The sequence below is a fragment of the Ruegeria sp. YTSC192 genome, from assembly GCF_059609705.1.
Window position 1 is genome coordinate 69,088 of sequence record NZ_JBXWMG010000005.1, and the last position, 11,989, is coordinate 81,076.

An 11,989-nucleotide genomic window follows, 5' to 3' on the forward strand; every position below is an offset into this window, starting at 1 on the left:
ATGCGCCTCTTGGAGCGGGGCCGAAAGGAATGACATGAGCGAGAACTGGACCAAACGCACCCAAGCCGTCCATGGCGGCATCCGTCGCAGTCAGTACAACGAGGTGAGCGAAGCGATTTTCCTGACCCAGGGCTTCGTGTACGACACAGCCGAACAGGCCGAGGCCCGGTTCTTGGAATGTGGCCCGGATGAGTTCATCTATGCCCGCTATGGCAACCCGACAGTGTCGATGTTCGAACAGCGTATCGCAGCGCTGGAAGGGGCCGAGGATGCCTTTGCCACCGCGTCCGGCATGGCGGCTGTCAGTGGGGCGTTGACCTCGATGCTGAAGGCAGGGGACCATGTGGTCTCGGCCAAGGCACTGTTCGGGTCGTGCCTGTTCATTCTGGAAAACATCCTGTCCCGCTACGGGGTCGAGGTGACGTTTGTTGATGGCACCGATCTTGACCAGTGGAAGGCCGCGATCCGCCCCGACACCAAGGCTGTTTTCTTCGAATCCATGTCTAACCCGACGCTTGAGGTGATCGACATTGCCGCCGTTGCGAAACTGGCCCATGCGGCCGGTGCTCTGGTTCTGGTGGATAACGTGTTCTCGACCCCCGTGTTTTCGCGCGCGGTCGAGCAGGGCGCGGATGTCGTGATCTATTCGGCGACCAAACATATTGACGGGCAGGGCCGGGCGCTGGGCGGCGTGATCCTTGGCACCAAGGAGTTCATCCGCGGCACGGTCGAACCCTACATGAAACATACCGGCGGCGCGCTTAGCCCGTTCAGCGCGTGGATCATGCTGAAGGGGCTCGAGACAATGGCCCTGCGGGTCAACGCGCAGGCTGCAACGGCGCAGGCCGTGGCCGAGGCGCTGGAAGGTCATTCGGCGCTGGAACGGACGTTGTATCCGGGTCTGAAAACCCATGCGCAGAACGCTCTGGTGCAGACGCAACTGGGCGGCAAGGGCGGCACCGTGCTGTCTTTGGACATCAAGGGCGGCAAGGATGCGGCCTTTGCGTTTCTCAATGCGCTGACGATCCCGGTGATCTCGAACAATCTGGGGGATGCGAAATCCATCGCGACCCATCCGGCAACCACAACGCACCAGCGCCTGAGTGATGAGCTGAAAGAGGAACTGGGCATTACACCTGGTCTGATCCGCCTGTCGGTCGGTCTTGAGGATGCAAACGATCTGTTGGCCGATATCCGTCACGCGCTGGACGTTTCGCAGGGTCAGTAGAAAACGCCTTTAGTTGGCGCCGTGATGGGCAGAGAGGTGGTGAAACCTGCCTCTCTGATCCGTGAGGGCTAGCAAAGCAATGTGTCGCTGACGCACGCAGAATGCCGGATTTACGCTGGGTTTTTTCGATCCATCCTGTTAATGATCCCGTATCGGGTTAAACTGGATACTGAACTTCAGCCGTCTGGATTTCGACGGCCAACCGAGGAACCCAGCCTATGAATGTTCACCCCCGTGACATCGACGACGCCCCCAGCCGGGAACAGGCCGCTGAAGCACTGAAATTGCTGCGGCAATGGGCCAAGACCGCGCCTGCGGCCGAGATCAGCCAGCTGGACCCGGCTTTGGCGCGGCTGGTGCCCGGCAGGTCAGGGGTAAACTATCCGTCCCTGTCGCGTGAATACCCTGAAGGTTTCGTCGCGGATGAGGCGTATCGGGCCACATTGCCCGACCTGCAAAACGGTCCGTCCAGTCTGATCCGGGGGGCGAAGCAGCAGATCCAGCATGTGGGAATCTCGAACTTTCGCCTGCCGATCAGCTTTCACCGCAAGGATGGGGATGATCTGACGCTTGAGACCTCGATCACCGGCACGGTGAGTCTTGAGGCCGAGAAAAAGGGCATCAACATGTCCCGCATCATGCGGTCTTTCTACAAACACGCCGAACGGACCTTCAGCTTTGAGGTGATGGAAGCCGCGCTGAGCGACTATCTGACCGACCTCGACAGTTTTGATGCACGCCTGCAGATGCGCTTTTCCTATCCTGCAAAGGTGAAAAGCCTGCGATCCGGCCTGGAAGGGTACCAATATTACGACATCGCGTTGGAGCTGGTGACGCAAAACGGTGTGCGACAGAAGATCATGCATCTGGACTATGTCTATTCCTCGACCTGTCCCTGCTCGCTGGAGCTGAGCGAGCATGCGCGCTCGCAGCGTGGGCAGTTGGCGACGCCGCACTCGCAGCGCTCGGTCGCGCGGATTTCGGTGCTTGTGGATTGCGACGCCGATTGCCTGTGGTTCGAAGACCTGATCGACCTTTGCCGCCGTGCGGTTCCGACGGAAACGCAGGTCATGGTCAAGCGCGAGGATGAACAGGCTTTTGCCGAGCTGAACGCGGCCAATCCGATCTTTGTCGAAGACGCGGCGCGCCTGTTCTGTGCCGAATTGCTGGCCGATCATCACGTAAGCGATTTCCGCGTGATCGCCAGCCATCAGGAGAGCCTGCACAGCCATGATGCGGTCTCGATCCTGACGGAAGGGCCCACTTTCGCGGCCTCCAGCCTTGATCCGCGTCTGTTCACGACCTTGTTCCACGTGGGCTAACCCTGCTGGAACGCTGAAAATTTAGCCGTGTCTTTTCCAAAATAGCGCCTTTTCGCCGCAATGCAGCGAAAATTGCTGCGTTTGCGCAGTAAATGCGCTATGAAGGTAGGGAATGCAGCTGCCGCTTGCCCGTTGTCATACGGGTGTGCCGCCCCCGGAAGGAAGCCGAGACGTGCAACGCCTTGGACTGCAATACCCCGCCAACCACCCGAGTGATCGGCGCGGGTTGGGCACCCCTCTCTCAGATCTCCGGCTGCATCGCATTTAAAGGAGAGACATGTCATGAACCCAATTTCCCAACCGTTGGAGCTGCAGGCGGCTGCAATGCGTGTGGCTGGATATGCAATGGTCAGCCAGATGAAGATAATGCAGATCATGGCCCGGTCGGCCATGGAACTGCCGTTGGCGCCGCTTCAGGCGCTGCGCAATACGGCCTCGGAACCGGCCCCGGCCGAACCTGCGGCAAAGCGAGTTACTGCGCCGAAACCTGCTGCCAAACCGGCTCCGGCCAAGCGGGCCTCGACTGCCAAGAAGGCGCAATCCAAACCCGCCGCATCGAAGCCCAGGGCCGAACCGGTTGCAAAATTCACCGCCAAACCGCGCCAGGCGGCAAAACCCGCAGCCGCCAAAGTTGCGCCTGCACCTGCGACGCCGAAACCTGCGGCCAAAGCTGCGTCTGCACCAGCAACGCCGAAACCTGCTGTTAAGGCTACCCCTGCGCCCGCAACACCTAAACCCGCGGCCAAGGCAACTCCGGCACAGACCGTGGCTAAAAAGGCGGCACCGGTCAAAACACCGGCGGCCCCCAAGCCTGCGCCAAAACCCTCAGCCAAGACACCGGCACCGGCCAAAGCAGCTGCATCGAAGCCAGAGGCCCCTCAGCCGGCCCTTCGCAAGACGCGCGCGCCGTCTAAACCGCCTGCGATGCCCAAGGTTGCTGCGAAAACCGACGAGTAATCGGGGTCATCTGCTTGACACGGTCGGGCTGGCGCGCCAACGCTGCGCGTCATGATGGATCTTCGCCCGGTCGGATATGTGATTGGCATGCTGGTCGCCATTCTGGGGGCGACCATGCTGCTGCCTATGCTCGCCGACATGATCGAGGGGCGGGACGAGTGGCATGTCTTTCTTGAAAGCGCGATCATCACCGTTCTGACCGGCGTTGTCCTTGCGCTGAGCTGCGCCAATGGCGTCGGCGAAGGACTGACCATCCGTCAGACCTTTTTGCTGACCTCGGGCGTCTGGGTGGCGTTGCCGGTGTTCGGGGCGATCCCGTTTCTGTTCGGCGAGACCGAGCTGCGCTTTGTCGACGCGTATTTCGAGGCGATGTCGGGCCTGACCACTACCGGATCGACCGTGATCTCGGGGTTGGATGATCTGCCGCAGGGCTTGTTGCTGTGGCGCGGAATCCTGCAATGGCTGGGCGGTATCGGGATCATCGTTGTGGCGATGGTTTTCCTGCCCGAGCTGCGGGTCGGTGGTATGCAAATCTTCCGGTCGGAAGGGTTTGAAACCATGGGGAAAATCCTTCCCCGCGCGCAGGAGATCGCGGGCCAAATATCGCTGATCTATGTGTTTCTGACACTGGCCTGCGGCCTTGTCTATGCGGCTGTCGGGATGGGGTTCTTTGATGCGGTGGTTCACGCCATGACCACCATCGCAACGGGTGGGTTTTCCAACTACGATGGCTCGTTTGCAACCTTCAGTGGCCCAGCAGAATACGCGGCCTCGGTCTTCATGATCCTCGCGGCGCTGCCTTTCGTACGCTATGTGCAACTGGCCAATGGCAACACCTCGTCGCTATGGCAGGACAGTCAGATCCGCGCCTTTCTGGCAACCATTCTCGTACTGGTCGTCGTGATGTCTGTGTTCCTGACCTCGGTCTTTCCGCACCATTGGGAAAGGGCCCTGCGCGAGTCGCTGTTTAACATCACCTCGATCATTTCGGGCACCGGTTATGCAAGTGTCGACTACATGCTTTGGGGCAGCTTCCCGATCATGCTGTTCTTCCTGATCGGCCTGATCGGAGGCTGCGCCGGATCGACAGCCTGTTCGATCAAGGTGTTCCGCTATCAACTTCTGTTCGCATCGATCAAAACGCAGATCCGGCGCATTCGGTCGCCGCATGGGGTGTTCGTTCCGCTCTACGACGGACGCCCTGTCAGCCGGGACGTTCTGACCTCGGTCATGAGCTTTTTCATGTTCTTCGTCCTGTCGATGGGGATTTTGTCCTGGGCGCTGGCGCTGACCGGCCTGGACTTCATCACATCCGTTTCGGGTGCCGCGACGGCGCTGGCCAATGTCGGGCCGGGGCTGGGGGACCAGATCGGCCCGGCAGGCAATTTCGCCGGCCTTAGTGACACCGCAAAATGGCTGCTGACCGCAGGCATGCTGGTCGGCCGGCTGGAGCTGCTGGCCGTTTACGCAATCTTTACCGTCCAATTCTGGAGAGACTGATGAAAAGACCCCTTGGCGCGCAAATCTCCCACATGCTGAGGGATCGCGGCGTGGATGTGATTTTTGGCATTCCGGGCGTTCACAATCAGGAAATGTATCGCGGCATTGAAGAGGCCGGGATCACCCATGTGCTGGCCCGGCATGAGCAGGGCGCGGGGTTTATGGCCGATGGCTATGCGCGCGCGACTGGTAAGCCGGGCGTTGCCTATGTCATCACCGGTCCGGGGCTGTGCAACATCATGACGCCGATGGGGCAGGCCTATAGCGACTCGGTCCCGATGCTGGTTCTGTCATCCTGTCTGGATGAGACGCAGGCGCAGCGTGGTCAATTGCATCAGATGAAAGACCAACAGGGGGCGGCGGCTACGGTTGCCGATTGGTCGGCGCAGGCGAACACCGCGCAGGCCGCCTATGGTCTGGTCGAGCGCGCCTTTGAGGAATTCGAACTCTCTCGCCCACGGCCCAAGCACATACAGGTGCCGATTGCACAGCTTGAGGGCGAAGCAGACCCCGCGCCATTTCCAAACCAACCGGCCTTGCGCACCAAGGTCTTTGCCCCGGATGTCGCGCCGGTTGTGTCCTTGCTGAATATCTCAAAACGGCCTTTGTTCATACTGGGGGGTGGCTGTCGGTCCAACGAATGGCGGCAAATCCTGACCCAGCTCGGTGCGGCCTGTTTCACGACTTACGCAGGGCGTGGAATGGTCGGTGTGAACTATCCGTTGGATTTCGGGGCAATGCTGCCTCGGCCCGGCAGCGCCGAGGTGATCGCCTCGGCCGATCTGGTGGTCGCTGTTGGGGCCGAACTGGGCGAGGTTGACCTCTGGCGGGAAGAGCTGGGCCATACGGCGCATCTGGTTCGCGTCGATCTGGACCCCGAGGTCCTGTCAGACCGCCATCGCGCCGCCGTCAAAATTCAGGCCGATAGCGCCAGCTTTGCCCGCGCCCTGTGGGCCGTTACCGAAAGCGCCAAGCCTGCGACGGGCTGGACGGCCAAGGAAGTTGCCGAGGCCCGTGCCCGCTGGCGAGCCGAGGTTGATGCAGAGCGTCCGGGCATCGTGCCAGTCGCAGATGCGCTGCGCGCCGCGATGCCTGTTGACACCATGATATATTCCGACATGACCCAATTCGCCTATGCCACGAAAGAGGTCTGGGATATGGCCTATCCTCATCATTGGCATCATCCGACCGGCTTCGGCACCTTGGGCTACGCTCTGCCCGCTGGTATCGGCGGTGCGGTGGCGCGGCGGGGGCGGCCAACGGCGGTGATCGCCGGGGACTATGGCTTTCAATACACGATGCAGGAACTGGGCGTAGCAGTGGAACTGGGTCTGTCATTGCCGATTATCCTCTGGGACAATGGCAAACTGAAAGAGATTGAGGACAGTATGGTCCGCAGCCAGATTGCGCCCAACGCGGTTGTGGCGCGCAATCCTGACTTCTGCAAACTGGCCGAGGCGTTTGGGGCGCTGTCCAGTGCGCCCAAAACTGTGGATGAGATGCAGGAGGCGGTCAAAGCTGCATTTCAGGCCTCTGGGCCGACACTGATCCACGTCACGCCGGGCATTCTGTAGCCGGAAAACAAGAAAGCCGCCGCGCAGATGCGCAGCGGCCTTTTCAGTTTTAGGACGCTATTAGTCCCAGCAATGCACCAGAACGGTCATCCCATTTGCGCGGCGGCTCAGCTCGTTGGGTGAGATTTCAGCCGTCTCTTGCGCTGCTTGGCCCGAGATGCCCGCTTGCGTCAGGACGTCGTTCAAGCCTTGGGTCGAAACCGCCAGGCTGACCGATCCGGGCAGGGTGCGCCCCTCGGACGGGGGGGGCAGCAGCATGCCGACAACGCTGCCACTGTCGTCAAAGACCGGACCACCGGCATCGCCCGGTTGAGCGGCCAGAGCCAGACGTTTTACACCGGTTTCACCGTTCAGGCCGCGCACGTCCGCGATCTGGCCGAAGGTGAGCGTCGGTGCCCCCAAGACCCCTTCGTAAGAGAACCCGGAGACCGCGACCTCGGACTGAATACGCGGCTGATCCGAGCGGAACTCGGCCACGTTGATCGGGGCCAAAGACTTGCGCGGGCGCAGGACAGAGACACCCAGATCGGCATCTGTCCAGGCCACCTGAAGCTCCTGATCACCGTCCAGCGTCACACGGCTGCAGCTGTCAGCGGCCTCGGACACGGTCAGGACAGTGCCGGACGCATCCGCAAAAAAGCCCGAGCGGGACAGGCGCGGTTTGCGAACCTGAAGCCCCGAGACCAGATCAACGCGCTGCTCAGCATCTGCGCCGGCACTGGAATCCAGAACCGCATCCGTGGTGTCAAAGCTGGCCTTCATCGCGGCCAGAACGCGGGCGCGGCGGGCTTCATCGCCCTCGGGCCAGACCAGCGTGAAGCCTTTGATCTTGCCGTCCTTCAGCGCCGCTTCGGTGTAAGAGACGACGCCTTTGCCGCGCCCCTCCAGAGTGAAGCGATCACCGCGCAGCTCTCGCGGGCCGTCCAGCGGCACGATTTCCAGCGACTGCATCACCTCGTAAAGTGCGCGCAGGGTGGATTTGCCGCCCTCCTGACTGATCAGCAGCGCTTGTGCGTTCAGGTCAGAGGTGCTTTTGAAATGCGCGAAAGGGGCCTCATAGCGATCGAAGGCTACGGCCTCCTGCGGCAGATCAATCGAGATCCCGGCCTGATCGTCACTGTACCGCGCCATACCGACGCTGATCAGCGGCGCGTTATAATCCTCGATCAACGCGCTGCGTTGGACAGTGGTCAGAACGCCGGTTGCCTCATATCCGTTGAAGCTCTGCCAGTCGGCCATCGACCGGCGCGTGCCTTGACCGAAGGCTCCGTCGATGGTCGAGTTGTAGAACCCGGCGGCCTGAAGCGCGGTCTGCAGGTCCTTGCGCTCCTGAGACGTCAATAAACGCTCGGATTGCAGCGCCTGAGCACGGGTTTCATCCGAAGGCTTTGGGGTTGCGTCTGACAGCGTGTCGACGGCGGGCTCTTCGGGTTCAACCGGCGGGGCAACGGTGCCCCGGTTCAGCACATTCGCCCCAACCGGCCAGAACTGCTGACCCAGCGAGTTTGAAAAGGCGATGAAACTGTCGCGTGGGATTTGTCCTTCGGTGCGGTAAACCCGCAGCACCTGTTCCGCGTCGCTGCGCAGATAGGGTCCGATCACGATGGCATACCAGCCGCTGTTCAGGCGAAAGCCGTTCACGTCAGGCAATGCGCGGGCGTAGGCCTGCGCCCGATCCTGCGCTTCACGCAGAGATGGCTGTGCCTCGACCTGAACCCAGACGCCCTGATCTTGCTGGGCGGTTGCGGCGCGTAGGCCGACCAAAAGAAACAATAGAATTGCCGTAAATACTCGTGTCATTTTCTGCCCGTTTATGCAGTTTTGATGCTTTTGCGCAGAATACGCGATTTCGAGTGGTGAAAGCCATGGTGGGAATGCGGGGAATTTGCGGTGTGGCAGCGCAGATACAGCAAGGACCCATTGGCCCGTTGACGCCCCTCGGCCCCTTGCATAGGAAGGGCCAAACCCATCGGAACCGGGCGCAGGCGCGCCCAAAGGGAATGTCATGACCGATCAGTCCAGCGCACCTCGTTCTTTTCAGGAGATCATCCTGCGGCTTCAGACCTATTGGGCCTCGAAAGGCTGTGCGATTCTGCAGCCTTATGACATGGAGGTCGGGGCAGGGACATTCCACCCGGCGACAACTCTGCGGGCGCTGGGGTCCAAGGCGTGGGCTGCGGCCTATGTTCAACCCTCGCGCCGTCCGACCGACGGGCGCTATGGTGAGAACCCGAACCGTTTGCAGCACTACTATCAGTATCAGGTTCTGATCAAACCCAGCCCGCCGAACCTGCAAGAGCTGTATCTAGGCAGCCTTGAAGCCATCGGCATCGATATGGAACTGCACGACATCCGCTTTGTCGAGGACGACTGGGAAAGCCCGACTCTCGGCGCTTGGGGCCTTGGATGGGAGGTCTGGTGCGACGGCATGGAAGTCAGCCAGTTCACCTATTTCCAGCAGGTCGGCGGCCATGACTGCACGCCGGTCTCGGGCGAGCTGACCTATGGTCTGGAACGTCTGGCGATGTATGTGCTGGGCATAGACCACGTGATGGACATGCCCTTCAACGATCCGCAATCCCCCAGTCCGCTGACATACGGTGACATCTTCAAGCAGACCGAAGAAGAATACGCGCGCTGGAACTTTGACGTGGCCAACACCGAAGTGCTGCTGCGTCATTTCGAAGAGGCCGAGGCCGAATGCGCCGCCATTCTGGCACACGAGCATGACGATCCCAAAACCGGCAAGCGCATCGTCATGGCGCACCCGGCCTATGATCAGTGCATCAAGGCCAGCCACATCTTCAATTTGCTGGACGCGCGCGGGGTGATCTCGGTAACCGAACGGCAGGCCTATATCGGCCGTGTCCGGGCGCTGGCCAAGCAATGCGCGGATGCGTTCGTTCTGACCGAGGCCGCCGGGTACGAGGCCTGATGCAGCGCTCAGGCCAATCCGGGCAGCAATGCCTTGAGGCCGTCAGAAATCATGCCGATGGCTATGGCCGACAGGATCATGCCCATAAAGCGGCTCATGATGACGCGCGCGTTGCTCGAAAGTCGCTTGGACAGCCATGGGGCATTCCAGAACGTGATCAGAAGCAACGCGACCACGGCTGCGAATACACCTGCAAAAACAACGGCCTCAAGCGGCTTGTTGACGTGATGTGCATACAGGATCAGGGTCGTGATCGTGCCGGGACCGACGAGAATGGGAAAGGCCAGAGGATAGAACGCCACCGTATCGGGCGAAGGATAGGCCTCTTTTTCTCCGTCCGTTCCGTGATGCGAGGTGCTTTCGTTGCCGTTCAGCATGTTCAGGCCGATCATCAGCACGACCAGCCCTCCGGCGACGCGCAGATGGTCTACGCTGATTCCGAACAGGCTCAGCGTCTGACTGCCGATGGCTGCGAACGCGCCGCCCAGGACCAGGCAATAGAGCGACGTTTTGACTGCGACCTTGCGTTGATCCGCAGGGGGCAGGTCCTGCGTAACACTCAGGAACACAGGCAGGTTGGTGACCGGGTTCATGATCGCAAACAGCGCACCAAAGAACCCAACGGCGAGGGTCGATTCCATGAAAACACCTTTGTGGTATCCAGTTTCACCTCGAAACCTGTCCCATTTTTCAGGAACTTGAAAGAGGCAGCCTAAGACAATGACGGGAAAATTGCTTGCGATCATTCTGGGGCTTTCGGCCGTGTTGGCCGGGGTAGGCATGTATTACCTGCAGGTCTACGGCTTTTACTATGAGGTCGAACCGACACCCGGACAGGATGTAGCACTGCTACCTGCGGGCGGCGAAACTCCGCAGCCGATTGCCTATTCGTCGTTTCAGGCAATTGATGCCGATAGCTCTCCGATCCGGTATCGGGCGTGTTTCAGCACGGATTTGTCAAAGGATCAGCTGTCCGGCTTCGTACCGGTTGAAAATGCCGAACCCCTGACCGCTCCGGGTTGGTTCGACTGCTACGATGCGGTTGCTGTGGCCGAGGCACTGAAGACGGGGCAGGCGCAGGCCTTTATCAGCGCGAAAAATATTCACTACGGAGTCGACCGCATCGTTGCGATCACCGAAGACGGGCGCGGTTATGTCTGGCACTCTCTGAACAATTGCGGTGAAAAAGCCTATGATGGCACCGTAGTGGGCGAGGAATGCCCAGCCAGACCACAGGAGTAAGGAGGCCCTCGTGCAACACGGCGTCGAAATCCCCGAGTTTCTGACGGCGACCTTGGGTTTTGCCGTCTATTTGCTTGGCGCTCAGATCAACGATCGTGTCGCCATGCTGCGCAATTTCAACATTCCAGAACCCGTGACCGGAGGGCTGCTGGCCTCGCTCGTCGTGTTGTTGCTGTATCTGCTGTTTGATCTTGAACTGTCGTTCCAGCTGAGTACACGGGATTTTCTGCTGGTTCTGTTCTTCGCCGGGATCGGCCTGAATGCGCGTCTTTCCGATTTGATTGCAGGCGGTAAGCCACTGTTTTTGCTTTTGATCCTGACCCTGGTGACGATCCTTTTGCAAAACGTGATCGGGGCTGCCGGGGCATCGATGTTCGGCTATCCGGCGCAGGCGGGTGTCCTGTTTGGTTCGGCGGCGCTGATCGGCGGGCATGGAACAGCCATCGCATGGGCACCCGAAGTCACGCGGGCCACAGGGCTGGACAGCGCGACCGAGCTGGGGGTGGCCGTTGCAACGCTGGGTCTGGTTCTGGCCGCTCTGGTTGGTGGGCCGATCGCGCGGTTTCTGGTCGAAGGGCGCAATCTCAGCCCCAACCGCCCGGATGAAGGGCCAAGTGTCGGGCTGCCGGACGAACCAGAGGGCAAAGCGCCAGCCATCGACCACCTGACGATCATGCGCGTTTTGCTTTACCTGAACCTTGCGATCATCGGGGGATATTTTCTGGGCGAGGCGATCTCGGCCGCCGGTCTCAAGCTGCCCTTGTTTGTACCGTGTCTGATCATGGGCATCGTGATCGCCAATCTGCGCGCCGTGGTGGCACCATCGGCCCCGCCGGTATCGCGAACGCCGTCACTGGCGCTGATCTCGGAATTCGCCTTGGGTGCATTCTTGGCCATGTCATTGATGAGCCTTCAGCTATGGACCATTGCCGAGCTCGGCATGGCCATCGTCGTCATCATGTCCGCCCAGACCCTGTTTACGGTGGTTTTCGTACTGTGGGTGCTGTTCCCGGTCATGGGCTCAAACTATCGCGCCGCAGTGCTGGCCGCGGGATTCGGAGGCTTCGCCTTGGGCGCAACCCCCACTGCAATTGCGAATATGACTGCCGTAACCAAGCGATATGGCCCATCCCCTATTGCCTTTATCGTGCTGCCCCTTGTATCCGCATTCTTTGTGGATATCGCCAATGCCATCGTCATCCAGACGATCGTAAATTTCTAAGGACCGAAA

The 11,989-nt window shown here is 60.3% G+C and carries 10 protein-coding genes; 8 read left to right on the forward strand and 2 right to left on the reverse strand.

All coding sequences use genetic code 11. The annotated features are described in order from the left end of the window. The first annotated feature begins 34 nt into the window (after positions 1-34). From metZ to AC2FD8_RS09045, 5 genes are all read left to right on the forward strand, one after another. Positions 35-1,228 (forward strand): O-succinylhomoserine sulfhydrylase, encoded by a 1,194-nt coding sequence (gene metZ / locus AC2FD8_RS09025; protein WP_496855525.1) that lies wholly within the window; start codon positions 35-37, stop codon positions 1,226-1,228. 218 nt (positions 1,229-1,446) lie between these two features. Further along, positions 1,447-2,550 (forward strand): GTP cyclohydrolase FolE2, encoded by a 1,104-nt coding sequence (folE2, locus tag AC2FD8_RS09030; RefSeq protein ID WP_496855527.1) that lies wholly within the window; start codon positions 1,447-1,449, stop codon positions 2,548-2,550. 282 nt (positions 2,551-2,832) lie between these two features. Then, positions 2,833-3,507, forward strand: a complete 675-nt coding sequence (locus AC2FD8_RS09035; protein WP_496855529.1) for a hypothetical protein — start codon at positions 2,833-2,835, stop codon at positions 3,505-3,507. Between the two features lie 51 nt (positions 3,508-3,558). Then, positions 3,559-5,007: a TrkH family potassium uptake protein gene (locus tag AC2FD8_RS09040; RefSeq protein WP_496855531.1), complete on the forward strand. Its 1,449-nt coding sequence runs from the start codon at positions 3,559-3,561 to the stop codon at positions 5,005-5,007. Then, positions 5,007-6,581 carry a 5-guanidino-2-oxopentanoate decarboxylase gene (locus AC2FD8_RS09045; protein ID WP_496855533.1) on the forward strand — a complete coding sequence of 525 codons (1,575 nt, stop codon included), beginning with the start codon at positions 5,007-5,009 and terminating at the stop codon, positions 6,579-6,581. Before AC2FD8_RS09040 ends, AC2FD8_RS09045 begins: the two co-directional genes overlap by 1 nt. 60 nt (positions 6,582-6,641) lie before the next feature. Here AC2FD8_RS09045 and AC2FD8_RS09050 read toward each other — a convergent pair whose 3' ends face one another. Further along, positions 6,642-8,381 carry a serine protease gene (locus tag AC2FD8_RS09050; RefSeq protein WP_496855535.1) on the reverse strand — a complete coding sequence of 580 codons (1,740 nt, stop codon included), beginning with the start codon at positions 8,379-8,381 and terminating at the stop codon, positions 6,642-6,644. A 205-nt stretch (positions 8,382-8,586) separates the two neighbouring features. Between AC2FD8_RS09050 and AC2FD8_RS09055 the strand changes: the two genes are divergently transcribed. Further along, positions 8,587-9,516, forward strand: a complete 930-nt coding sequence (locus tag AC2FD8_RS09055; RefSeq protein ID WP_496855537.1) for a glycine--tRNA ligase subunit alpha — start codon at positions 8,587-8,589, stop codon at positions 9,514-9,516. 8 nt (positions 9,517-9,524) lie between these two features. Here the strand turns inward: AC2FD8_RS09055 and AC2FD8_RS09060 are convergent, their stop codons facing one another. Beyond that, positions 9,525-10,157, reverse strand: coding sequence for a MarC family protein (locus tag AC2FD8_RS09060; RefSeq protein WP_496855539.1), 633 nt, complete (start codon positions 10,155-10,157; stop codon positions 9,525-9,527). 79 nt (positions 10,158-10,236) lie between these two features. On the opposite strand from AC2FD8_RS09060, the gene AC2FD8_RS09065 reads away from it, so the two are divergent. Together AC2FD8_RS09065 and gltS are read left to right on the forward strand one after the other, a co-directional pair. Next, positions 10,237-10,758 carry a DUF6446 family protein gene (locus AC2FD8_RS09065; protein ID WP_496855541.1) on the forward strand — a complete coding sequence of 174 codons (522 nt, stop codon included), beginning with the start codon at positions 10,237-10,239 and terminating at the stop codon, positions 10,756-10,758. A 10-nt stretch (positions 10,759-10,768) separates the two neighbouring features. After that, a complete protein-coding gene (gene gltS / locus AC2FD8_RS09070) occupies positions 10,769-11,980 on the forward strand; it encodes a sodium/glutamate symporter (RefSeq protein ID WP_496855543.1) in 1,212 nt (403 codons plus the stop codon). The last annotated feature ends 9 nt before the right edge of the window (positions 11,981-11,989 follow it).